21 protein-coding genes are annotated in these 22,014 nt (G+C 62.5%); 15 read left to right on the top strand and 6 right to left on the bottom strand.

The window, feature by feature from the left end:
* Nucleotides 1-123: 123 nt before the first annotated feature.
* On the bottom strand, nt 124-897 hold the full coding sequence (gene glcC, locus KUV86_RS02790) for a transcriptional regulator GlcC (RefSeq protein ID WP_206939891.1): 774 nt from the start codon (nt 895-897) through the stop codon (nt 124-126).
* Between the two features lie 212 nt (nt 898-1,109).
* Between glcC and glcD the strand changes: the two genes are divergently transcribed.
* From glcD to KUV86_RS02735, 11 genes are all read left to right on the top strand, one after another.
* Entirely contained in the window at nt 1,110-2,609 is a 1,500-nt protein-coding gene (gene glcD, locus KUV86_RS02785) for a glycolate oxidase subunit GlcD (protein WP_222483498.1), read from the top strand.
* Between the two features lie 107 nt (nt 2,610-2,716).
* The gene (gene glcE, locus KUV86_RS02780; RefSeq protein ID WP_222483497.1) at nt 2,717-3,802 is read left to right on the top strand and encodes a glycolate oxidase subunit GlcE; all 1,086 of its coding nucleotides are present in this window, start codon (nt 2,717-2,719) and stop codon (nt 3,800-3,802) included.
* 98 nt (nt 3,803-3,900) lie between these two features.
* Complete coding sequence (gene glcF, locus KUV86_RS02775) at nt 3,901-5,130, top strand: glycolate oxidase subunit GlcF (protein ID WP_222483496.1); 1,230 nt, start codon at nt 3,901-3,903, stop codon at nt 5,128-5,130.
* Nucleotides 5,131-5,150: 20 nt separating this feature from the next.
* Nucleotides 5,151-5,288: a hypothetical protein gene (locus KUV86_RS02770; protein ID WP_222483495.1), complete on the top strand. Its 138-nt coding sequence runs from the start codon at nt 5,151-5,153 to the stop codon at nt 5,286-5,288.
* A gap of 56 nt (nt 5,289-5,344) precedes the next feature.
* A complete protein-coding gene (locus KUV86_RS02765; protein ID WP_206939898.1) occupies nt 5,345-5,746 on the top strand; it encodes a heme-binding protein in 402 nt (133 codons plus the stop codon).
* Nucleotides 5,747-5,838: 92 nt separating this feature from the next.
* Complete coding sequence (locus tag KUV86_RS02760) at nt 5,839-6,735, top strand: DMT family transporter (RefSeq protein WP_222161707.1); 897 nt, start codon at nt 5,839-5,841, stop codon at nt 6,733-6,735.
* A gap of 157 nt (nt 6,736-6,892) precedes the next feature.
* Nucleotides 6,893-7,207 (top strand): hypothetical protein, encoded by a 315-nt coding sequence (locus KUV86_RS02755; RefSeq protein ID WP_222483494.1) that lies wholly within the window; start codon nt 6,893-6,895, stop codon nt 7,205-7,207.
* Between the two features lie 482 nt (nt 7,208-7,689).
* Nucleotides 7,690-8,052 carry a hypothetical protein gene (locus KUV86_RS02750; protein ID WP_222483493.1) on the top strand — a complete coding sequence of 121 codons (363 nt, stop codon included), beginning with the start codon at nt 7,690-7,692 and terminating at the stop codon, nt 8,050-8,052.
* 477 nt (nt 8,053-8,529) lie between these two features.
* A complete protein-coding gene (locus KUV86_RS02745) occupies nt 8,530-10,104 on the top strand; it encodes a bifunctional GNAT family N-acetyltransferase/carbon-nitrogen hydrolase family protein (protein WP_206939905.1) in 1,575 nt (524 codons plus the stop codon).
* Nucleotides 10,104-10,946: a zinc-dependent peptidase gene (locus tag KUV86_RS02740; protein ID WP_222161704.1), complete on the top strand. Its 843-nt coding sequence runs from the start codon at nt 10,104-10,106 to the stop codon at nt 10,944-10,946. The genes KUV86_RS02745 and KUV86_RS02740 overlap by 1 nt, the downstream gene beginning before the upstream one ends.
* Nucleotides 10,943-11,638, top strand: coding sequence for a TVP38/TMEM64 family protein (locus KUV86_RS02735; RefSeq protein WP_222483492.1), 696 nt, complete (start codon nt 10,943-10,945; stop codon nt 11,636-11,638). The genes KUV86_RS02740 and KUV86_RS02735 overlap by 4 nt, the downstream gene beginning before the upstream one ends.
* 234 nt (nt 11,639-11,872) lie before the next feature.
* Here KUV86_RS02735 and KUV86_RS02730 read toward each other — a convergent pair whose 3' ends face one another.
* From KUV86_RS02730 to KUV86_RS02720, 3 genes are all read right to left on the bottom strand, one after another.
* The gene (locus KUV86_RS02730) at nt 11,873-12,970 is read right to left on the bottom strand and encodes a sensor domain-containing diguanylate cyclase (RefSeq protein ID WP_206939910.1); all 1,098 of its coding nucleotides are present in this window, start codon (nt 12,968-12,970) and stop codon (nt 11,873-11,875) included.
* A 106-nt stretch (nt 12,971-13,076) separates the two neighbouring features.
* The gene (locus KUV86_RS02725) at nt 13,077-14,414 is read right to left on the bottom strand and encodes a glycosyltransferase (protein WP_222237170.1); all 1,338 of its coding nucleotides are present in this window, start codon (nt 14,412-14,414) and stop codon (nt 13,077-13,079) included.
* A 176-nt stretch (nt 14,415-14,590) separates the two neighbouring features.
* On the bottom strand, nt 14,591-15,490 hold the full coding sequence (locus KUV86_RS02720; RefSeq protein WP_206939912.1) for a LysR substrate-binding domain-containing protein: 900 nt from the start codon (nt 15,488-15,490) through the stop codon (nt 14,591-14,593).
* 165 nt (nt 15,491-15,655) lie between these two features.
* Between KUV86_RS02720 and KUV86_RS02715 the strand changes: the two genes are divergently transcribed.
* Nucleotides 15,656-16,852: a TauD/TfdA family dioxygenase gene (locus KUV86_RS02715; protein ID WP_206939917.1), complete on the top strand. Its 1,197-nt coding sequence runs from the start codon at nt 15,656-15,658 to the stop codon at nt 16,850-16,852.
* A gap of 29 nt (nt 16,853-16,881) precedes the next feature.
* Here KUV86_RS02715 and KUV86_RS02710 read toward each other — a convergent pair whose 3' ends face one another.
* Nucleotides 16,882-17,787 carry a LysR family transcriptional regulator gene (locus tag KUV86_RS02710; RefSeq protein WP_206939919.1) on the bottom strand — a complete coding sequence of 302 codons (906 nt, stop codon included), beginning with the start codon at nt 17,785-17,787 and terminating at the stop codon, nt 16,882-16,884.
* A gap of 208 nt (nt 17,788-17,995) precedes the next feature.
* On the opposite strand from KUV86_RS02710, the gene KUV86_RS02705 reads away from it, so the two are divergent.
* Nucleotides 17,996-19,072 (top strand): tartrate dehydrogenase, encoded by a 1,077-nt coding sequence (locus tag KUV86_RS02705; protein WP_222483491.1) that lies wholly within the window; start codon nt 17,996-17,998, stop codon nt 19,070-19,072.
* 29 nt (nt 19,073-19,101) lie between these two features.
* Here KUV86_RS02705 and KUV86_RS02700 read toward each other — a convergent pair whose 3' ends face one another.
* Nucleotides 19,102-20,022: a class I SAM-dependent methyltransferase gene (locus KUV86_RS02700; protein WP_222483490.1), complete on the bottom strand. Its 921-nt coding sequence runs from the start codon at nt 20,020-20,022 to the stop codon at nt 19,102-19,104.
* 201 nt (nt 20,023-20,223) lie between these two features.
* Between KUV86_RS02700 and KUV86_RS02695 the strand changes: the two genes are divergently transcribed.
* Nucleotides 20,224-20,793, top strand: a complete 570-nt coding sequence (locus tag KUV86_RS02695; RefSeq protein ID WP_222483489.1) for a lipocalin family protein — start codon at nt 20,224-20,226, stop codon at nt 20,791-20,793.
* Between the two features lie 118 nt (nt 20,794-20,911).
* On the top strand, nt 20,912-21,931 hold the full coding sequence (locus tag KUV86_RS02690) for an SMP-30/gluconolactonase/LRE family protein (RefSeq protein WP_222483488.1): 1,020 nt from the start codon (nt 20,912-20,914) through the stop codon (nt 21,929-21,931).
* Nucleotides 21,932-22,014 lie beyond the last annotated feature (83 nt).

The raw sequence follows: 22,014 nt of genomic DNA, 5'->3' as shown, positions 1-22,014 counted from the left end.
GTAACGCAGCGAATCGGCGGCGTAGGCATTTATGCAGTGTTTCCTTTGCATGCGGTTAAATGAGGATCTTGAGCACCGCCAGCAGCCGAGATGTCGAGCGCAGTAGTTTATGCAGCGTTTCCCTTACCACTCTTCCAGCCGCATGGCCGAGCGCTCCAGGCGCTGATCCTCTGCCTCGATCTCCCGCAGCATGTCACCGATGGTAGACAGATGCTCCAGCGCCACCCTGCGCGCCAGCTGCGGCTTGCCTTCCACCACCGCCCGGTGCAGACGGGCGTGCTGGCGATTGATCATGTCTCGTGCATCCGGCCGATGATAGAGGTGCTTCACCGAGGCAAACACTGAACTCAGCAGCAGGTCGGTCAGGCTTTGCAGCGTGTGCGCCAGCACTGGGTTGTGCGACGCCTGACAGATCGCCAGATGGAAGGCGTGATCGAGACGCGCCAGACGCTCGACTTCAATGTCCTGGGTCCCACTCACGTAGTCCGCCATCTCCCGGTAGCGCCGGGTGATCAACACCCTGTCCGAGGCGGTCCCGCGACTGGCGGCCAGGCTGGCCGACTCCCCTTCCAGCAAGGCGCGCACTTCAAGCAGGTCATACAGGGTTCTGGGGTGCTCGCGAAACAGGTGCATCAAGGGGCTGGCATGGGGGGCTTCCACCAGCGGGGCGACCTCGGACCCCCTTCCCTGCCGGGTCACGATCACGCCCTTGCTGCGCAGCGTGCCCAGCGCCTCGCGCAACGACGAGCGTCCAACCCCCAGCCGCTCGCACAGGCGGCGTTCAGAGGGCAACAACTGCCCTGGCCGAAAGACACCATCCAGAATCAGCGTCTCAAGTTTTGCGGCGATCGCCGCCGAGGTGTTGCTCGGTGCGAGTCGCTCGTCCCGGTCCCACATATCCGCGTAGCCCCTCACCTCTGTCCCATGTGTCGTCCGCCGTTCAGTCGTTTGCCGATCTGATCATGGACGGAAGAGAAGCGCCAGCGCTACAACAACTGGTCAGACCAGCAAACCAACTGGTGGACAGCAGGACCGATAGCACGCAGATTGTAGTGCAGACAATAACCATCAAGTACGCACGACCGTGCTAGCTGAGGCGAACAAGCATCATGAACATCCTCTACGACGAACGCCTGGACGGCGCAATGCCGCGCCGCGACAGGCAGGAAGTCCTGGCGGAGCTTTCTCGCGTTGCCCCTGATCTTACCCTGTTGCACCGTGAGGAAGACCTGCGCCCCTTCGAATGTGACGGCCTTTCGGCCTACCGCGTCCTGCCCATGCTGGTGGCCCTGCCCGAGCGCCTGGACCAGGTCGAGGCCCTGCTCAAGCAATGCCGCGCGCTCGGCGTACCGGTGGTGACCCGGGGAGCCGGCACAGGCCTGTCCGGCGGCGCCCTGCCGCTGGAGCAAGGGGTGCTGCTGGTCATGTCACGCTTCAACCGTATCCTCGACATCGATGCCGACGCTCGCGTCGCGCGTGTGCAACCGGGGGTGCGCAACCTGGCCATCTCGGAAGCGGCCTCGCCCTTTGGGCTTTACTACGCGCCGGACCCCTCCTCCCAGATTGCCTGCTCCATTGGCGGCAATGTCGCCGAGAACGCGGGCGGTGTGCACTGCCTCAAGTACGGCCTCACGGTACACAATGTGCTGAAGCTCGAGGTGATGACCATCGAAGGCGAGCGCATGACGATCGGTTCCGAGGCGCTCGACAGCCCAGGCTTCGACCTGCTGGCGCTGATGATGGGCTCCGAGGGCATGCTCGGCGTGGTCACCGAGATCACGGTCAAGCTGCTGCCAAAACCCGAAACCGCCAAGGTGCTGATGGCGAGTTTCGACGACGTCGAAAAGGCGGGTGCCGCCGTAGGCGATATCATCGCTGCCGGCATCATCCCTGGCGGCCTAGAGATGATGGACAACCTGGCCATACGCGCCGCCGAGGACTTCATCCGAGCCGGCTACCCGGTGGATGCCGAGGCGATCCTGCTGTGCGAGCTCGACGGCGTCGAGGCCGACGTCGACGACGATATCGAGACCGTCCGCGGTGTTCTCGCCAAGGCGGGTGCCAGTGATGTCCAGCTGGCCCGCGACGAAACCGAGCGAGCCAAGTTCTGGGCAGGTCGCAAGAACGCGTTTCCCGCCGTCGGGCGCATGTCGCCGGACTACTACTGCATGGATGGGACCATCCCCAGGCGTGAGCTTCCGCGGGTGCTCAAGGGCATCAGTGACCTGTCGCAGCAATATGGCCTGAAGGTGGCCAACGTGTTTCATGCCGGCGACGGCAATATGCATCCGCTGATTCTGTTCGACGCCAATCGTGAAGGAGAGCTGGCCACCGCTGAGGCGCTGGGCGGCAAGATTCTTGAGCTATGCGTGGAAGCGGGCGGTTCGATCACCGGTGAACACGGCGTCGGCCGCGAGAAGATCAACCAGATGTGCGCCCAGTTCGACAGCCTGGAAATCTCTACCTTCCATGCGGTCAAGGCAGCCTTCGACCCCGACGGTCTGCTCAACCCTGGCAAGAACATCCCGACCCTGGCGCGTTGTGCCGAGTTCGGAGCGATGCACGTGCACAACAACGAGCTACCGCATCCAGAGCTGCCCAGGTTCTAGCCATGCTGCCGCATCCAGAGCTGCCTCGGTTCTCGTGAACCGGTCATCGCCGTATAGCGCGACTGCACGGATGTTTGTTTTTCTTTTGCCGGAATGCAGGTACCCGCATGTCCAACAACGATGTTTTCTGTTCTGCTGCCGACGGCCTTCCCGCCCTGTCCGAGGCCGTTGCAGCGGCCAGCAGCGCTCACCCCATCCGTATCGAAGGTGGCGGCACCAAGTCCTTCTATGGCCGCACCGTGGAAGGTACGCCGGTATCCACCCGCGAACACCGTGGCATCACCAGCTACGATCCGGTCGAACTGATTGTCTCGGTGCGCGCCGGCACCCCGATCGCTGAACTGGAAGATGCACTGGCCGACCAGGGCCAGATGCTGCCCTTCGAGCCACCTCACTTCGGCAGCGACGCCACCGTGGGTGGCACCATCGCCACCGGGCTGTCCGGCCCACGCCGTCCCTGGGCAGGCTCGGTGCGCGATTTTGTGCTGGGCCTGCGGGTGCTCGACCACCAGGGGCGTGAGCAGCGCTTCGGCGGTGAAGTCATGAAGAACGTGGCCGGCTACGACCTGTCACGCCTGATGGTCGGCGCCCAGGGCACGTTGGGGCTGATTACCGAAGTGACGCTCAAGGTGCTGCCGAAGGCCACCGCCAGCGCCAGCCTGCGTCTAGAGATGAGCCAGCAAGATGCGCTGCAGCGCCTGGCAGAGTGGGGCCGCAAGCCACTGCCGCTGAGTGCAGCCGCCTGGCACGCTGGCGCCCTGCACGTACGCCTGGAGGGCGGTGAGAGTTCGGTGAAGGCGACCGCCAGCATGATCGGTGGCGACACGCTGGAGCCAGGCTTCTGGAGCGAACTCAAGGAGCTGTCACTGCCCTTTTTTGCGGCCTCGGACGCGCCGCTATGGCGAATCAGTCTGCCGACCAACAGCGCCATGCTCACGCTCGACGGGGTTGCCCCGGATACCCTGCTGCTCGACTGGGGCGGCAACCAACGCTGGCTGAAAGGCGCGGTCGATGCCCATGAACTACGCGCCGTTGTCCAGCGCGCCGGAGGGCATGCCAGCTGTTTCACGCCGGGCGCTGCCGAGCCCTTTACCCCGCTCTCCCCAGTGGTCGCCAAGTACCACGAGCAGGTAAAGCGCCAACTCGATCCCGACGCCATCTTCAATCCGCGTCGGCTGTATCCGGACTGGTAAAGCGCCCCTGGCGCGCCAAGCGATTGCCACAGGCGACCTGTTTCATCGCAAGACTGCAGTGACGCTGCAAGCCTTGACCACGACTAGCGGATAACAACATGCAGACGCATTTCACCGAACAAGATCTCGAGAAGCCTCACCTGCGTGAGGCGGACAGGGTACTGAGAAGCTGCGTACACTGCGGCTTCTGCAACGCGACCTGCCCCACCTACCAATTGCTCGGCGATGAGCGCGATGGCCCTCGCGGGCGTATCTACCTGATGAAGGAGATGCTCGAGAGCCCAGCTGACGACCAGCGCATCACCGAAGAGACGCGGCTTCACCTGGACCGTTGCCTGACCTGCCGCAACTGCGAGACGACCTGTCCGTCAGGCGTCGAGTACCACAAGCTTCTGGATATCGGCCGCGCCGAGATCGAACGCCGGGTGCCGCGCTCCACCGCCGACAAGGCGTTGCGCTTCGGTCTGCGCAAGGCATTGGTCGAGCCTGCTCGCTTCAAGGCGCTGCTGTCGCTGGGCCAGACCTTCAAGCCACTGGTCCCGGGCGCGCTCAAGAGCAAGATGCCGCCTCGTCCGGTCGATGCAGGCGTCCGCCCCACCCGGCGACATGAGCGGCAGATGCTGATCCTGGAAGGCTGCGTTCAGCCGGGCCTGTCGCCCAACACCAATGCCGCTACTTCCCGCGTGCTGGACCGGCTAGGCATCGCGCTGACCCCGGCACCGGAGGCAGGCTGCTGCGGCGCCATCGACTTTCACCTGAACGCCCAGGAAGCCGGACGCGAGCGAGCCAGACGCAATATCGACGCCTGGCTGCCTCACCTTGACGCCGGTTGCGAGGCCATCATCCAGACCGCCAGCGGCTGCGGCGCCTTCGTCAAGGAATATGTCGAAGTGCTCGCCGACGACCCTGACTATGCCGAGAAGGCACGTCGGGTCAGCGAGGCCGCCAAGGACCTGGTCGAGGTGCTGAGACAGGAAGACCTGACCACTCTCGACGTGCGCGCCGACCAGCGCCTGGCCTTCCATTGCCCCTGCACCCTGCAGCATGCCCAGAAGCTCAACGGCGCGGTGGAAACGGTACTGACCAGGATGGGCTTCACCCTGACACCGGTGCGAGATGGCCACCTTTGCTGCGGCTCCGCCGGGACCTACTCGATTACCCAGCCCGAACTGTCGCGCCAGTTGCGCGACAACAAGATGGACGCGCTGGAGGAAGGCAAGCCAGATGTGGTCGTCACGGCGAACATTGGGTGCCAGACCCATCTTGCCTCCACCAACCGCACCCCGGTGCGCCACTGGGTCGAAATCGTCGATGAGGCGCTGGGCTAGGTGTTCAGTCCCGGAGTGTCATGGTCCAAAAAGCGAATCGTCACCGCGCTGACATCTTCAGTTGCCAGAACCATCTTGCCTCCACCAACCGCACCCCGGTGCGCCACTGGGTCGAGATCGTCGATGAGGCTCTGGTCAGACAGTCCCAGAGCGCCTAGACTAAAAACGAAAATATTTTCCACATTTTGCACTGACTGTAACAACAGGAGCCACCATGCCGACCAAGCCTTACCTCGACCAGTCTCAGGTCAATGCCATTCTTGATGCCGCGCAACAGGAAGCCGACGCCAACGGCTTCGCCGTCACCATTGTGGTCAGCGACGACGGCGGTTATCCGCTGGGCCTGCGCCGCCTCGATGGCGCAGCGCCCTTCAGCGCTGACGTTGCCATGGCCAAGGCACGCTCCGCCGCCATCGGCCGCAAGGACACCCAGATTTTCGAGGACATGATCAACGGTGGCCGCAATGCCTTCCTGTCTGCGCCCATGCAGGGCCTGATGTCAGGCGGTGTCCCCGTCATGATCGATGGCCAGGTGGCAGGCGCCGTGGGCATCTCCGGGGTCAAGCCCGATCAGGACATCCAGGTGGCCAAGGCTGGCGCCGCTGCCATCGCGTAACACGCCGTCCCCGACAGCTGGATCCACCACCGCCGCCGCTTCTGGCGGCGGTGGTGCTTGTGACTCACCGAAGTGCTGACACGGAAGGTCCCATGCCACTTCTGCCCTTTCTCGCGCCGCTGGGTGCCGTGCTGATCTGGTCCGGCAACATGACCATCAACCAGCTGACTGTAGGCACCATCTCTCCCAGCAGCATCGCCTTTCTACGCTGGGTGCTGGCCGTACTCGTGATGACTCCCTTTGTCTGGCCACGATTGTGGTCAGAGCGACGGCAGGTCATCCAGCATTGGCCAAGGCTCGCGCTGCTCGGTCTGCTTGGCATGGCACTCTGGCAGGGCCTTGCCTACGTGGCAGCGGCCACCACCAGTGCCACCAACATGGGCATTCTAGCCGCCATGGTGCCGCTGCTGACCATTCTGCTCAGTGCGCTGGTGCTGCGAGAGGCGCCGACCTGGGGTGGATGCATCGGTGGCCTGCTGGCATTGATCGGGGTGCTCTGGCTCTTGAGCCAAGGCCGACTCGCTACCCTGGCAGCGCTGGAGGTCGCCCCAGGCGATGCCCTGATGGTGGTGGCCGCCATCTGCTACGCGCTGTATGGCGTCATGCTCAAGCGTTGGCCGCTCCCCATCTCCCCCTGGGTCATGCTCTACGGCCAGGCGCTGTTCGCGGTGATCGCGCTGTTGCCTTTTTATCTGATGGGACCCATGACCCCCATTGATTCAAAAAATATAGGACTGATCCTGTACGCAGGCATCCCTGCGTCCATCGTCACCACCTACCTGTGGATGCTGGCCATTCGACAAATTGGCGCCAGCAGAGCCAGCATATTCATCAACCTGATGCCGCTGTTCAGCGCCCTTATCGCCATGTCCTTCCTTAGTGAAACTCTTTCGTGGCACCACCTTAGCGGTGGCGCGCTAGTGCTTTCCGGGGTTCTCCTGGCGCAGACCTTGCGTCGCCCCATCGGCCTAAAACCCCCTGTTGCCTAGGGGACATGCCAGCCATTGTCGCCATAACAGTGAACAATACTTAGACTTAGTTATCAGGCTTATTTGCATTTTCAGATCAGGTTGTATAGCTTTAGTACAACCGCTGAGCACAGGACGCCGGCGGTCCACTGCACCCACCAGCGACGAGAGGTTCACCATGAAACATATCGTCAAGGCAGCAGCACTGATGAGCGCCATGGCGTTGTTTTCCAGCATGGCCCTGGCAAACCATCATGAGGAAAGCGATGCACAGGAAAGTGGCGTCGATTCTTCCAATAAAGTCACCGAGCAGCACGATGCAAGCGGCCAGCATGGCAGCGATGCCATGAACACTGATGAGCCGATTGTCGATGACGGTGGCGTCGACTCTGCCAACAGCACCGAAGGTGCTGACGACGGCATGACTCAGACCCAGCCGACCGGCGACCTGGCCGAAGACAGCGGCGTCGACTCTGCCAACGAAACCGAATAAACGCGCCCTGCCAAGGACGGCACTAGCGGCACGGATATGCCGCGGGTCGGCGGCCAGGAAGGCCGCCAGTGGTTCCAGGACGGAACCGCAGGAGCAGGAGGCTCCACGACGAGCAGACGGATTCGCTCACGCCCGACAGCGACACGGAAGATTGACGGGCCCATGGAAGGGCCCAGGCCAGATCAGCACGGCTGCCAGGAAGGCTGCCGACAGTTCCAGGACGGAACTGATGGGCTTGGATGCCCACATTGAGCACAAGGATCGGCTCGCGCCGGACAGTGAAAAGGATGCCACCCGAGCCCAAGGAAGGGTTCACGCCTCCCACGCCCTCGTCCGGCTAACGTTTCTTGGTTGTTAGCCCCCACCCACAGCGACCTTCTTTGCCCTGAACTGAGACGTATGCGCTCTCACTGATGAGCCAGCGCACAGGCATCGACTGACCCTGTACAGACCATGACCAGTGAACATCTGGAGGTACTGCAATGAACACTTTCTCAACCACGTTGCTCAAGCGCCTGGCCCTTGCTGGACTGCTTGGACTCGCCTCCGGCGCCGCACTGGCAGACCACCACGGCGACGACCATGCGCACGCCCAGGGTGATATGCAGCAGGAGGAGGTCACGCCGGACAACAGCGGAGTCGATTCGGCCAACGACCCGTCCATGGCCGACCATGCCGATGGCGCCATCCCCAGTGGCGAAATCGTCAAGGATGGTGGAGTCGATTCCAGCCACATGCCTTCTGACAAGGCCTCTGACAGCGATAATCCGTCTGCTCTCGACGAGGGCAAGCTGGTCGAGGATAGCGGCGTCGACTCAGCCAACAAGCCGGAAAACGAGGTCTGAGACCTCTAGCACTGCGGCGCGCGCCGCTGCACCTGCCCGCAAAGTGACTCGTCTGGCTCCGCCCCTCATTGGGCGGGGCCTTTTTATGTCCTGGGGCTATCGGTTGCCTTAGTTGTCTTGCGTGTGTTGTGTCTCCTGCCACCCTGACGATGGGACAGGCGCTGGCTCACGTCACAGACGTGCCTAAGGTATACTCGTGACCACCTGTTTTTCGAAGTCCTGACACTACCGCCACTGTGTAGCGGAACACCTTACATGGGTCGTTGATACAGGGCTCGTGGCTGCTGTACAGATACTTTTCCAGCGATGCTCTTGTGCCGCTGCTGTTATCCCGATGGTCTTATGTGAGTGATCTTGTACAGCACCTTTTTACCGCGTTTTCCTGTCAACCAACGCTGACCCCCACCTATTCCCGGCTTTTCCACCTGCCGCAAGCGGCATGTTAGCCTTAGCGACTCATTTCCGGAGGAACGTTGCATGTCCCTCGATGATCTACAGCTGAATCTCCGCAACCTGACCTGCGACGACTATCCCCAGCTCAAGGGGCTGATGGACAAGGTCTATCACGATATTGGCGGAGCCTGGCCCAGGAACACCATCGACAAGCTGGTGGCAGAATTTCCTGACGGCCAGATCGTCATCGAGGACGATGGCCGCTTGGTGGGCGTTGCATTGACCGCCCTGGTGGACTACGAAGAGTTCTCCAACCCTCATCGCTACGACGATCTCATCGGTAAGCGCGAGACCATCCAGAACGACAAGGATGGCGATGCCATGTACGGCATCGATGTACTGATCGACCCCGCCTACCGCGGCTATCGCCTGGGCCGACGCCTGTACGAAGCGCGCAAGGAAGTCTGTCGCCAGCTCAACCTCAAGGCCATCCTGGCCGGGGGCCGCATCCCGGAGTATCACCGGGTTGCCGAGCAGATGTCTCCCAGTGAGTACATCGACAAGGTATCGCGCAAGGAGCTGCACGACCCCATCCTGTCGTTTCAGCTGTCCAACGATTTCCAGGTCAAGCGACTGCTGCGCAAGTACTTGCCCGAGGACGAGAAGTCCCAGGGATATGCGACCCTGCTCGAGTGGAACAACATCCTGTTCGAGCCGGCCGAGCGCATGCTGGAAAGTCGTCCCACCCAGGTTCGGGTTGGCGCGGTGCAGTGGCAGATGCGCGAATTTGCATCGGTCGAGGCGGTACTGCAGCAGGTCGAGTACTTTGTCGATGCGCTGTCGGACTACCAGAGCGACTTTGCCGTCTTTCCCGAATTGTTCAACGCCCCACTGATGGGGCTGCAGGATCGCGCCGCACAGCAGGACCAGATGGCGGCCATTCGCTTCCTGGCCGGATTCACCGAGCGCTTCAAGACCGAAATGTCGCGCATGGCGGTCGCCTACAACATCAACATCATCGCAGGGTCGATGATCGAGGAAGGCCCCGAGGGTCGCCTCTACAATGTGGCGTACCTGTGCCATCGTGACGGCAGCGTAGAGCGCCAGGCAAAGCTGCACATCACCCCTCAAGAGCGGCGTGATTGGGTCATTGAGGGCGGCGACGACCTCTGCGTGTTCCAGACCGATGCCGGGCGCATCGGCATCCTGATCTGCTACGACGTGGAATTCCCGGAGCTGGGCCGACTGCTCGCGGATCAAGACATGGACATGCTATTCGTGCCGTTCTGGACCGATACCAAGAATGGCTACCTGCGGGTGCGCCATTGTGCCCAGGCTCGCGCCATCGAGAACGAGTGCTATGTCGTCCTGTGTGGCAGCGTGGGCAACGTGCCGTCCATCGAGAACCTGGATATCCAGTACGCCCAGTCATCGGTGTTCTCACCGTCGGACTTTGCCTTTCCCCACGATGCGGTCATGGCAGAGACCACCCCCAACACCGAAATGATCATGTTCTCGGATCTCGACCTGTCGCGTTTGACCGTGGTGCGCGCCGAGGGCTCGGTGACCAACCTCAAGGACCGCCGCAAGGACCTGTTCGACCTGCGCCTGCGCGACTGGTCCTGGAAGTCCGGCGCCAGGGATCAGGACGACAGCTGATGTTGTCCCGCCTCAGGCGATGGCGAGCGGCGCGTTTCGATGCTCGTCATCCCTTTCCCGCCGACACCTGGGCAGCCGCGCGAGCGCGGCTGCCCTTGCTGGCCCGGGTGCCCGAGGCGTCGGCCCAGCGCCTGGGGCAGCGCGCCTGGCGCTTTCTTCACGACAAGCGTCTGAGCCTGCACCCGGACCTGGATCCTGCGGCACTGGATAGCGAGGAACGCCTGGCCCTGGCGGCCCAGGCCTGCCTGCTGACGCTCGGCTGGAGCGAGCACGAGCACCAGGACGCCTTCGCCAACGTGCACGAAGTACTGGTGTTGCCCGACGCCTTTCGTCGCCAGGTCGAAGAGATGGACGAGGCCGGCGTGATGCACGTCTACGAGGACGAGCGTGCCGGCGAGACGTTCTATCAGGGGCCTGTGGTCATTGCCCTGCCCGACCTGCTGGAGAGCGGTGGTCTGGAGGGCTTCAACGTGGTCATCCACGAGTTCGCCCATAAGCTCGACATGGGCAACTCTCAGGACGTCGACGGCTTCCCCCCGCTTCCTGTGACCATTGCCTCGGCGCAGTGGCATCGCGAATTCTCCGCGGTCTGGAACGACCTTCAGGAACGTGTTGCCAGCGGCGAGCCGACGCCTATCGATGACTACGCGGCCACTCACCCTGGAGAGTGTTTCGCGGTCTGCTGCGAGACCTTCTTCAGCGCACCCGACCTCCTATCGCAGGCCTATCCCGGCCTGTACGAACTGCTCTGTCGCTACTTCAAGCAGCAGCCGCATCAATGGCACCTACCCACCGCTGCCCTTGACGCTCCGTCATCCGACTCACAGGCTCGCTCGTCATGACCCGTCGCTGGCTTCTCCCTACTCTGGCGCTGACGCTTCTCCTCGCCTGCGGTCTGACATGGCAATGGCTGGCGATGCATGACCTGCTGACGGTCGACACCTTGTTGACGCTGGCCCAGGGCGCCGCGGCATGGCGCGATAGCCCATGGGCGATGGTGGTGGTGGCCAGCGTCTACGCCGGCCTGTCGCTGGTGATGTTCCCGCTCAGCCTGCTGGTAGCGGCCACGGGCCTGCTGTTCGGGCCCTGGTGGGGGTTTGGTTATGCCCTGATTGGCACCTTGGCCGCGTCATGCCTGACCTGGTGGGTCGGCCGGCAACTCGGTCGGGACGCACTGCTGCGCTATGGCGGCAAGCGACTCCACGGCGTATCGCGCTACCTTTCCGGCCGCGGCATACGCACCATGACCATCGTCAATCTGCTGCCATTGGCCCCCTTCACCCTGACCAATATGCTGGCCGGTGCCTTTCACCTGCGTTTCAGGGATTACCTGATCGGCTCCGTCATCGGGATCGCCCCTGGGCTTGCCGGCGTTACCCTGCTGGGCAGCCAGCTGGGTGAGCTGGTAACGGCAGACAGCCGCAGCGAGGTGATCTACTCCGTGATGGGACTGGCAATAGGCGTTGCCGTGCTGGTGGCGCTCAAGCGCTGGGCGGACCGGCGCAAACGCTCCCGGAGCGAGATAACGCGGTAAGCCCTTTCTAGAACAGCGTGACTCGAGAGCAGGGCTTGAAGTGCGGGGCGTGAAGTGCGGGGCGTGAAGTGAGCGCCCCCCAGGTGCGGGCGAGGCTTTGTCCGAAAAAGTCGACGAGCGAAGGTTAGACAAGGCAAAAATCGGTGAGAAAGCGCAGTTTACGAAGTGTAAATGAGCATTTTGACCCGACTTTTAACGCCGTATCACCAAGCGCAGGCACTTTTCGTACAAGCCCTAGGTGGCACTTTCCTTAAGGTGAACAAACTCGATGCGGTTACGCCCGCCGGTCTTGGCACGGTACATGGCCTTGTCAGCATGGCTGACCAGCTGGCTCAGGTCCTCGTGCCCCTGATCGATCAACAGGGCGCCAATACTGGCCGTGACCGCAATCGGCGCTCCTGCGGCCGACACATCGAGACTGGCCAGCGCCTGGTTGAAACGCTCCAGCGCCACCATCAGCGCCGGCTTGTCCACATCGGCCATGACCACGCAAAATTCCTCGCCTCCCATTCGCGCGATCAGGTCAGACTTGCGAAAGCTGGACGTGAGCGCTTTCGCCACGGCGACCAGAACCTGGTCGCCCACGTCATGGCCGTAAGTGTCGTTGATGGACTTGAAGTGATCGAGATCGATGAGCGCGATTCCCAGAGCCGCGCTATGGCACTGCCAGCGCTTGGTCAGTGCACCAAAGCGGGTGGCGAAGGCCCGTCTGTTGCATACCCCGGTCAGGGGGTCGGTACCGGACAGCAGCGCCATTTCTTCCATCTGGTGATGAATACGAATGCTGGCCGCCACCCAATGCGCCATGGCCTGCAGGCGCTGCCGATCGAGGTCGCTGAAGGCGTCAGGCGTCTCATGGGCAATATTCATGGTGCCCATGCAGCGACCGCTACTGATCATCGGCACATCGAGACAACACCTTAGTCCCTTGCTACGCAGCATCTGGCAATCCAGATCGCTGCTACCTTCGAAGCTGGCGGCGTACTCCGCCTGACGGGTGCGATAGACCCGCCCCACCATCGTCCCTTCGATGGGCATGGGAGCGTCTACGGGAATGGCGTTGTTACCCTGCATGGCAATCAATGCCAGTTCGGTCTCGGACTTGGCCAGGGTGATGGACGCCCGATTGGCGCCAAACACGGTATGCGACCACCTGGCCACCGTGTCCAGCACGTCCTGCAACGACTCGGCAGCAGACAGCTCGTGCACGAAGCGCACCGGCAATTCGATGGTCAAGTCGACGTCGAGAGACGTCATTTCCCCTGGTTCGCTTGCCTTGGACACCCTGCCACCTCCACGCCAGGCATTCATGCCATCCTGCTGCATTGTCATGACACTATCGTGCACCAGCCAGGGAGAGGGAACAACCGCCAAGCGACGCACCGCAACGGCATACTGACGACAGCAAGCCTTCGACATGTCTTAGGCCAGGGTACGCCTACGACTCTTCTCGGCGAGCCGGTGTCTTCGGTTCACCATGGTGGTGCCCAGGCCACCAGGAAGGACGCTCTTCCCGCCATTCGTCTTGCACCACGTGACGCAGGACTCGTCCTCGGTAGCACAGCATCTGCCATTCAGCGCCAAGACGGCTACGCACCCGCTCCCAGCCGCCGTCGTCTGCGTGTGTAAAGGGGCCGCCATGGGCGATGGCCAGGCGATAGACGCGCAGGCAACGCTCGGCACAGCGCGACTCATCGTAGTCTTTTGCGGTTGTCAGCGCGGCCTGATGCCTGTCCTGCCAGCACTCGGGCTCACCGCACTCCAGCAGCGCCTCGGCAAAGGCACTCTCGTCCTCGCTCTGCAGCAGGCGGCCGTTGGCACCGTCACGCACCACCTCGCGCACGCCTGGCGCGTCCAGGGCCACCACCGGCAAGCCCGCCGCCATCGCCTCGGCGACGACCATGCCTTGCGTCTCGCTAAACGAAGCAAAGGCAAACACATCCATCCCATGGTAGGCATCGATCAGCTCCTGACCATGCAGGCACCCGGTAAAGCAGACGCGATCCAACACCCCCTGTTCCTGGGCGATGCTCTCGACCACCTGCCGCGCATTGCCGTCACCCACCACCAGCCACCAGGCGTCCGTTCGGGCCGTCAAAGCCAGGCACACAGCACGGGCCAGGAAGGCCAGATTCTTCTCCTTGGCAAGGCGACCAAGATGTCCCAACACCAGCGCATCGTCACCGATACCGAAGTGCTTACGCCAACGGTCACGCTGGCCACCGGCAAACCGACGGGTATCGACACCGCTTGGTACCACCGTGGTCTGCGGATTGCCGGCACGTTCCGCCAACAGCGCCTTGATGCTCTCGCTCGGCGCGATGACCTCGTCACACAGCCAGGTGTACTGGGTCGCCAGGGCGATGGCGAAGCGCTGCATCCGGGGCGAATGCCCGGGCACATAGTGGGTGTAGTGTTCATACAGTGTGTGGTGGGTGAACACCAAAGGCAGTCCGTACGTTTCCGCTGCTCGAGCCGCGGTATCCCCCAGCAGGAAAGGATGATGGGAATGCACGATGTCTGGCTCGAAGGACTCGATGGCATCGAACAATTGCCCGGGAATCGGTACGGGGAGGGAAAAGTCACTGCCATTGAACTGCTGGACCGCCGCCACCCTGACCACATCCGGCTCGTTGTCCGGCTGTCCCTCAAGCCGAGGTGCCACCACCAGCACAGCATGGCCGGCGTCCTGGAGCTGGGACTTGAGACGCTGCACGGATTCGCTCACCCCGCCCACAATGGGTGCATAGGTGTTGGTGAACATCAGCACATTCACGGTGGCTATTCGCTCCCGAAAGCAGGTAAAAAAAGCGTATAACGCCTGCGTGAAACGGTCGTCACTCGAGTGGCGTGGACGACGGCAACGGCGCTGGCAACAAACCCTATGAGGACAAGTTTACGCGTGTATGGTTCGCCCCGCCTGGCCATCATGGATACGAGCACTCAGGTGACTCAGGTGGAGGCAGGGGTGATGACAGAACGTTCGGCATCCTCCCGATCGGCCAGCAGCCACGTCCACAGACCGTGTGCGGCCTGACCCTGCTGCCGTTTTGGCCGACACAGCCAGAACCCTTCATCCACGGGCAATGCCGTCGCGAAAGGGGCCACCAGGGAGTGCCTGCCACTTAGCAGGCGCTGATGCACCAATGCCACTCCGACGCCCTGCTCGGCAAGGCTGATGACCATGCTGAGGTTGTCACATACCAGGCTATGGCACTGGCGCGACAGTGCTGCCTGGTCCACCAGAGACAGCCACGCCGGCCAGCCTGAGGCGAATCCTGCAGCGTGCAACAGCGTCTGTCCAGCCAGATCCCCCGGTGAGGCCAGACGCTCGGCCAGCGATGGTGAACATACGGGGATCAGCGACTCCTTGCCCAGGCTGATGCTCTCCACATTCCCCCAGTCCCCTCGGCCGTAGCGGATTTCCATATCCGCCCCCTGGGCGCCAAAGTCGGCGCTCCAGATGGCACTGACCACCCTGACCGAGATATCGCGATGAGTGGCGTGAAAACGCGCCAGCCGAGGCGCCAACCAATAATGCTGCAGGGCGGGCGTGGTGCGCAGGGTGACCTGGCCTTCCGAGGTGGTACCGAACACCTCAAGCGTTCCCTCTTCCAGGCGCGCGAAGGCTTCCTGCACGCTCGGCAGCCAGGCTTGGCCTGCCGGGGTCAACGACAGGCTGCGAGGGTGTCGTACGAACAGGGCTTGCCCCAGACGGTCCTCCAGCAACCTGATGCGCTGACTGATGGCCGCCTGAGTCACCGACAGTTCCTGTCCTGCTGCGGTGAAGCTCAGCGTGCGCGCCGAGGCCTCGAAGGCCTGCAGCCAGTGGAGAGGAGGAAGAGCGCTCATCTCGTATCCATCCGCGTAGTGGTTGGTTTACTTGGCACCAAGCAAAAAGGTGCCATAAGCAGAGCTTGGCCTAAGACCCCATATTAGTCGTTTGTCGACACGGGCTCGAGCCGCCACCATGTTTCCCCTCCCTCACCTTCAACATGCCGCTTCAGGAGAGTTTCCATGCAAAGCGATGCCGTGCCGCCTCAAGCGACTGACGTCTCCCTACACGCTGACGCGCTGATCGACATGCATGAACTCGCCCCCTACCCCGAGCGGCCATGGCTTGCCACCGTCAGCACCAGCGAATCCCACGTCAGGCTAACCTGGGAAAACGGTGACGAGGGCAGCTACCCGCTGATCTGGCTTCGTGATCATTGTGCCTGCGAGCGATGCCGACACCCACAGACCCGGGAGCGGCTGGTGATGCCCCTTGAGGAAACGCCACGGCTGTCTGGTGCACGGGTCGTACAAGGGCAGCTGCAGCTGTCCTGGCAGGATGAGCATATCAGCCGGTTCGCCAGCGGCTGGCTGCATCAGCGCCGGCCAGGGTATTCAAGCCCGTCGCCGCTGCCCAGCACAGTGGCGTGGCCCCATGGTTTCGCTGCCGAACGTGTACGCCACTCAGACCTCATCGCCGGCGGTGAGGGCGAACAACGGTGGCTCACCGCACTGCTGCGCGATGGCCTGGTGCTGCTGGATGACGGCCCGCTGGCCCTGGACGAAGTCAGCCGACTGGCGCAGCGTATCGGACCGCTCAGAGCGACCAACTTCGGTGCACGTTTCGACGTGGTCTCAAAGCCCAACCCCAACAACGCAGCCTATACGGCCATCGGCCTGGCGCTGCATACGGACCTGCCCAACTGGCGCCAGCCGCCGGACATACAGCTGCTTTACTGCCTCAAGAACGATGCCGAAGGAGGCGGCTCGATCTTTGCCGACGGCGTTCAGGTCGCTGAGGCATTGCGTGCCGAACATCCCGCCCACTTCACCCTGCTGGCGACAACGCCCATCGACTTTCGCTTTCAGGATGACGAGCAGGATATTGGCGTGCGCGAACCGGTCATAGACGTGGCGCCGGATGGGCGCATTCGCGAGATTCGCTTCAATAACTGGATTCGTGACACCCTCCACCTGCCGGAGGCGTTGATCGCCCCCTGGTACGAGGCCTACGCCCATTTCTGGGCGTTGCTGAACGCCCCGGAGCACCGAATCTCCCTTGAGCTCAAGCCAGGGCAAATGGTCGCCTTTGACAATCGCCGGGTTCTCCACGGTCGCGAAGCGTTCGACCCCAGCACCGGCGAGCGCCACCTGCAGGGCACCTACCTGGACCGCGACATGCTGGAGTCACGCTTGCGCGTGCTGGCCAGACAGGGCTGAGCCAGCGCCCTATTGCGCCAGCCCGTCGCTCAAGCCGGGACAGCAATGCGGTCTTCCAGTCCCTTCGCGAGAAAGTCGACCAGCGCCCGCAGTCGAGCCGGCACGTGACGGCGCTGGGCATAGACCGCGAAGAAGTCGGCCCTGACTCCCTGCCACCCCGGCAGCAGCTGAACCAGTCTTCCCGCCGCCAGGTCATCACAGACATCCCACCAGGAGCGCAGCATGATCCCGTGGCCGTCTAGCGCCAGCCGCTTGATGACTTCCCCGTCATTGCTGGCAAGGCGGCCACCGACCTTCACCGATGCCTCCTTGCCCTGGGCATCTTCAAAGCGCCACTGAGCAAAGTCACTATCGTTCTCGCGAAGCACCAGACAGGCATGGCGTTGAAGGTCGGAGACGGCGACGGGCCGTCCGTGCCTGGTCAGGTAGTCAGGTGAGGCACAGGGCACTCGACGGTTGATGACCAGCCGACGCGCGACCAGGCGCGAGTCCGGTGGCTCGCCGATACGGATCCCCAGATCGACCCCCTCCACCAGCGGCGCAGGAAAGTTCGACAGTTCAAGCGACGCCTCGATCCCGGGATGCTGGGCACAGAAATCGGATAGCAGTGGAGCCACGTGGCGGCGACCGAAGCCAAAGGTGGCATTGATGCGAATCGGCCCCGCCAGTGCGCGGCGGTCCTCCCCCAGGCTCTCTTCCAGCTCTGCCAGCTCTTCCAGCAGGGCCATGCCACGGGCCAGATACCGCTCTCCCTCGGCGGTCAGGGTCCACCGGCGGGTGGTACGCGTGGCCAGCTCAACCCCCAGCCGCGCCTCGATCTGCTTGAGCCGTTTGCTCACCGCCGACAGCGACAGCCCAAGCTCCCGCGCCGTAGCCGTCAAGTTGCCTGCCAGCGCCAGCTGGCGAAAGAACGCAAGATCATCCAGTGACGCCACGCCACTCTCCACCAAGATTCAACAATGAATTGCCATAAAGCCCCATTATCCCATTCACGTAAAGGGCTACACTGGCTTCAGCGACGGCGACCTGGCCAACGTCAGGACCGCCGACCTGACGACAGACGGCCGTTCAACCCGCAACCACTCGGCTGGCAGTCTCTCCACTAACAACAGATCAACATCAACGCTGACAGGAGCTCGCCCCATGTCCCATCGCATTGCGATCATCGCCGGAGACGGCATCGGTACCGAAGTCATGCCAGAGGGCGTGCGCGCTCTGGAGGCCGCCGCCAAGCGTTTCGATATTGCGCTCGACACCCAGACCTTTGACTTCGCCTGCTGTGACTATTACCTCGAGCACGGCAAGATGCTGCCGGACGACTGGCGTGAGACGCTGATCGGCTTTGATGCCATCTTCTATGGTGCCATCGGCTGGCCCGACAAAGTGCCCGATCACATCTCGCTGTGGGGATCGCTGCTCAAGTTTCGACGCGAGTTTGACCAGTACGTCAACCTGCGCCCCTGCCGCCTGCTTCCGGGGATCAAGAGTCCTCTGGCGGGACGCGTGCCCGGGGACATCGACTTCTATGTGGTTCGCGAGAACACCGAGGGCGAGTATTCGAGCGTTGGCGGCACCATGTTCGAGGGCACTGATCGGGAAGTCGTCATTCAGGAAACCGTGATGACCCGCCACGGCGTCGACCGAGTCCTCAAGTACGCCTTTGACCTGGCCCAAAGCCGGCCGCGCAAGAAACTGACGTCCGCCACCAAGTCCAACGGCATCGCCATCACCATGCCCTGGTGGGACAGTCGCGTGGTCGAGATGGCCAAGCACTACAGCGATGTCGAGGTCGACAAGTTTCATATCGACATCCTGACCGCCAACTTCGTGATGCACCCGGACTGGTTCGATGTGGTGGTCGCCTCGAATCTGTTCGGCGACATCCTGTCTGACCTGGGGCCTGCCTGCACCGGCACCATTGGCGTCGCGCCCTCTGCCAACATCAACCCTGAGGGCACCTTCCCCAGCCTGTTCGAGCCAGTTCACGGCAGCGCACCGGATATCGCTGGCAAGGGCATCGCCAATCCCATCGGCCAGATCTGGTCCGGAGCCATGATGCTCGAACACCTGGGACACAAGGACGCCGGCGACGCCATCCTCGCGGCGATCGAAGCCGTACTGGAAGACGGCAACAAGGCGGTCCTGACGCCGGATCTTGGTGGCACTGGTACCACCGAGCAACTGGGTGGTGCCATCAGCGAGCGGATTGCTCACGGCTGAGGCCGACGGGGCAGGCCTGATCGAACAGGTCAGCCCCGCTGCCACACACCCTGTACCACCCTCACCCGATCGTGCTGAAGGTTGTCGAGCAGGTTACGCCCCATGTCGACAAACGACTCACCGAAGATGGCCGCCGCGCCGGGCAGCTTGTGACGGCTGCCCTCCGTCTTTGCGGGCGTCCCCTGCGTCGTCTCAGCCTGTGGCGGTTGTTCGTGGCGTGCATGCTTGCCCCGCCATGCCAGGGCATCGGCCGTCACGTCCTCAAGTGTCAGGCATTCAAAGCCAGCGCTTTCCAGGCGCCGCTCAAGCTGAGTCAGTGACTCGAGCTGGCTATGCTCTCGGCGACTTGCCCAGGGCACCGGCAGCACCAGCGGTGAGGGGTTGTCACCGCTGACCACCTCATGCAATAGCAGCTTGCCCTGACCGGCAAGGACTCGACACCATTCGCCGATCACCGCATCGGTGGTCGGCATGTTAAGCAGCGCATGCTGACACCAGACCGCGTCAACACTTGCGCTGGGCAGCGGCAGTTCGGCAGCATCGGCACAGATGAACCGGGTCCTGGACGACAGCCCGGTGGCACGACTGAGCCATCTGGCCACATCGATAAACTCCGCCGTGACGTCAATCCCCACCACCTGGCAGTCGCCTTCAGCGGCAAGCAGGCGACTGGCACCCCCGGTGCCACAGCCGATATCCAGCACGCGGCTGCCAGGGGGCAGTTGAGCCAACCGACTCAGCCGTCGACTCGCCGCGCGGCCGCCAAGATGAAGCTGGTCGACACCCGCTATCTCGTCCAGGCTCAGTCGCTCCACATCGCAGCCTGCCGCCTGAAAGGCATCTCTCAGCCGGTCGGTCAAACGGGCATCAAGGCGGCCAGCGGGTTTGCCACCATAGTGCTCATCGACTCTTGCCAATACCGCCTCACTACGTGACCTCGTGTCCTTCATCCCCAGCTCCCTATTGTTTTCTGATGCCCTGTCGTACTGTCCTTCATGGCCATGCCCTGATTCTCCGTTCCCCACTGATCATCTGCTCAAGAGGGGATCAGCACCGGAGTGGCTATTGGCAGAAGCCACCCCATCCTTGGACAAAATTGATACCAGAGACATACACTAGCTTTACATCATGAACGTTTCTCTGGAGTCACCATGTCTTCGCACGGACGCCGTCTTCGCTCTCTGACCACCCTGTTTCCCCTCAGCATGCTGGCGCTGGCCGGCTGCACCGGGCTGCCTTCGGGTACCCAACCCATCAATGACTTTGCCCTTGATGACTACCTGGGGCGCTGGTACGAGATCGCTCGCTTCGATCACAGCTTTGAAGAGGGGCTGGACTGCGTGACCGCAGACTACTCGCTGCGCGACGACGGTGGCGTGCGAGTGATCAACCGCGGCGTCAACCTCGCCGAGGGCAACGTGGATGTGGCAGAAGGCAAGGCCTACCTGCTTGAGGAAGACAATGTGGGCCGCCTGAAAGTGAGTTTCTTCGGCCCCTTCTACTCAAGCTACAACATTCTGGCGCTGGACGACGCAGGACAATGGTCGTTGGTCACCGGACCAGACCGCGACTATCTCTGGGTTCTGGCGCGGAGTCCTCAACTGGACCAGGCGACCTACCAATCGCTGGTCGAGCGCGCCGAACGCCTCGACTACCCGGTTGACGAGTTGATCAACGTCGACCAGGGCGAGGCCTGCACCGCGTATCGACAAGGGGGGTGAGCCCCCGATCAGGTCCACCAGCCCTCGTCAGAATGTATAACATACAGATGCATGATTACCTCATACGCTGAAGGGGCGGCCATGGTGGCTGCCTTTTCACTGCATGGAGGTTTCCCCAATGTCACTTGGAAGACGAGAATTTCTTGCTGCCACGGCAGCCATCGGCGCCAGCAGCTTTGCACCGTCGCTGTTCGCTCAGGCCCCCGCCCCCCAACGTTACCCGGTCGATGCATGGCAGGTGGTAGACGACCGATTCGCATCGTACAAGCTGTTCAACGCTCCGCTGGAGCGCGAATGGACAGGCGGTCTGTGGCTGGAAGGGCCTGCCTGGAACGCCGTCGGCCGCTACGCCGTGTTCAGCGATATCCCAAGAGCGCGACAGATGCGCTGGGACGAGGCCAGTGGTCAGGTCAGTGTGCTGCGTGACCACGTGGGGCACTCCAACGGCAACGCGTTCGATGATCGCGGTCGGCTGGTGGCCTGCGAACACTCCCCTGCACGGGTAGTACGCTATGAGTGGGACGGCAGCCTCAGCGTGCTGGCGAGCACCTACGAAGGCAAACCCCTGAATGCCCCGAATGATCTGGTAACGCTTCCGGGGGGCGCGATCATCTTTACCGACCCGGGTTACGGCGCTCACTCCGACTACGAGGGGCAAAAGCGTGAGCTGGAGCTGGACACTGCGATCTACTATTGGGAAGAAGGCCTGGACGAGCCTCGACGGCTCACTACCGAGCTGTTCAAGCCCAACGGCATCGCTCTGGGCCCGGACGGCACGTCCCTATACGTCACTGACACGGCCCCCTCTCACCATCCCGACCAACCTGCGACCATTACCCGCTTCACCCTGGACACCGACCAGAAGACGCTAGGCGAAGCAACGCGGCTGGTCGAGAGCAAGACCGAGGGCTACGACGGCATGTGCTGCGACGAGGACGGCAACCTATGGGTTGGTACGTCTGGAGGAGAGGGCATCGATGGTGTCAGCGTCTTCGCCAGTGACGGCACCCTCATCGGCCGTATTCTGCTACCAGAGGTGTGCGCCAACGTCTGCTTTGTGGGTGAGAAACGCAACCGCCTGCTGATGGCTGCCAGTCAGTCGATCTACACCCTGTACACCGGTGCACGGGGAATCTAGGGCTTGCCTGAAAAGTGCCTGCGCTCGGTAATACGGCGTTAAAAATCGGCTGGTACGCCAGCCCAGTCAAAATGCTCATTTAC

It is taken from the genome of Halomonas sp. DP8Y7-3 (assembly GCF_019801675.1).
In the GTDB taxonomy this organism is placed as follows: domain Bacteria; phylum Pseudomonadota; class Gammaproteobacteria; order Pseudomonadales; family Halomonadaceae; genus Halomonas; species Halomonas litopenaei_A.
Note: the sequence above shows the minus strand (reverse complement) of the source record. Positions and strands in the feature narration are given on the sequence as shown.

Excerpts from the sequence above, each read along its gene's own strand:
- KUV86_RS02740 (WP_222161704.1), top strand. The coding sequence starts at position 10,104 with ATGTTGTCCCGCCTCAGGCGATGGCGAGCGGCGCGTTTCGATGCTCGT.
- glcD (WP_222483498.1), top strand. The coding sequence starts at position 1,110 with ATGAACATCCTCTACGACGAACGCCTGGACGGCGCAATGCCGCGCCGC.
- KUV86_RS02715 (WP_206939917.1), top strand. The coding sequence starts at position 15,656 with ATGCAAAGCGATGCCGTGCCGCCTCAAGCGACTGACGTCTCCCTACAC.
- glcE (WP_222483497.1), top strand. The coding sequence starts at position 2,717 with ATGTCCAACAACGATGTTTTCTGTTCTGCTGCCGACGGCCTTCCCGCC.
- KUV86_RS02760 (WP_222161707.1), top strand. The coding sequence starts at position 5,839 with ATGCCACTTCTGCCCTTTCTCGCGCCGCTGGGTGCCGTGCTGATCTGG.
- glcC (WP_206939891.1), bottom strand. The coding sequence starts at position 897 with ATGTGGGACCGGGACGAGCGACTCGCACCGAGCAACACCTCGGCGGCG.
- KUV86_RS02765 (WP_206939898.1), top strand. The coding sequence starts at position 5,345 with ATGCCGACCAAGCCTTACCTCGACCAGTCTCAGGTCAATGCCATTCTT.
- KUV86_RS02755 (WP_222483494.1), top strand. The coding sequence starts at position 6,893 with ATGAAACATATCGTCAAGGCAGCAGCACTGATGAGCGCCATGGCGTTG.
- KUV86_RS02735 (WP_222483492.1), top strand. The coding sequence starts at position 10,943 with ATGACCCGTCGCTGGCTTCTCCCTACTCTGGCGCTGACGCTTCTCCTC.
- KUV86_RS02695 (WP_222483489.1), top strand. The coding sequence starts at position 20,224 with ATGTCTTCGCACGGACGCCGTCTTCGCTCTCTGACCACCCTGTTTCCC.
- KUV86_RS02750 (WP_222483493.1), top strand. The coding sequence starts at position 7,690 with ATGAACACTTTCTCAACCACGTTGCTCAAGCGCCTGGCCCTTGCTGGA.
- KUV86_RS02700 (WP_222483490.1), bottom strand. The coding sequence starts at position 20,022 with ATGAAGGACACGAGGTCACGTAGTGAGGCGGTATTGGCAAGAGTCGAT.
- KUV86_RS02690 (WP_222483488.1), top strand. The coding sequence starts at position 20,912 with ATGTCACTTGGAAGACGAGAATTTCTTGCTGCCACGGCAGCCATCGGC.
- KUV86_RS02745 (WP_206939905.1), top strand. The coding sequence starts at position 8,530 with ATGTCCCTCGATGATCTACAGCTGAATCTCCGCAACCTGACCTGCGAC.
- KUV86_RS02770 (WP_222483495.1), top strand. The coding sequence starts at position 5,151 with ATGGTCCAAAAAGCGAATCGTCACCGCGCTGACATCTTCAGTTGCCAG.
- glcF (WP_222483496.1), top strand. The coding sequence starts at position 3,901 with ATGCAGACGCATTTCACCGAACAAGATCTCGAGAAGCCTCACCTGCGT.
- KUV86_RS02730 (WP_206939910.1), bottom strand. The coding sequence starts at position 12,970 with ATGACAATGCAGCAGGATGGCATGAATGCCTGGCGTGGAGGTGGCAGG.
- KUV86_RS02720 (WP_206939912.1), bottom strand. The coding sequence starts at position 15,490 with ATGAGCGCTCTTCCTCCTCTCCACTGGCTGCAGGCCTTCGAGGCCTCG.
- KUV86_RS02705 (WP_222483491.1), top strand. The coding sequence starts at position 17,996 with ATGTCCCATCGCATTGCGATCATCGCCGGAGACGGCATCGGTACCGAA.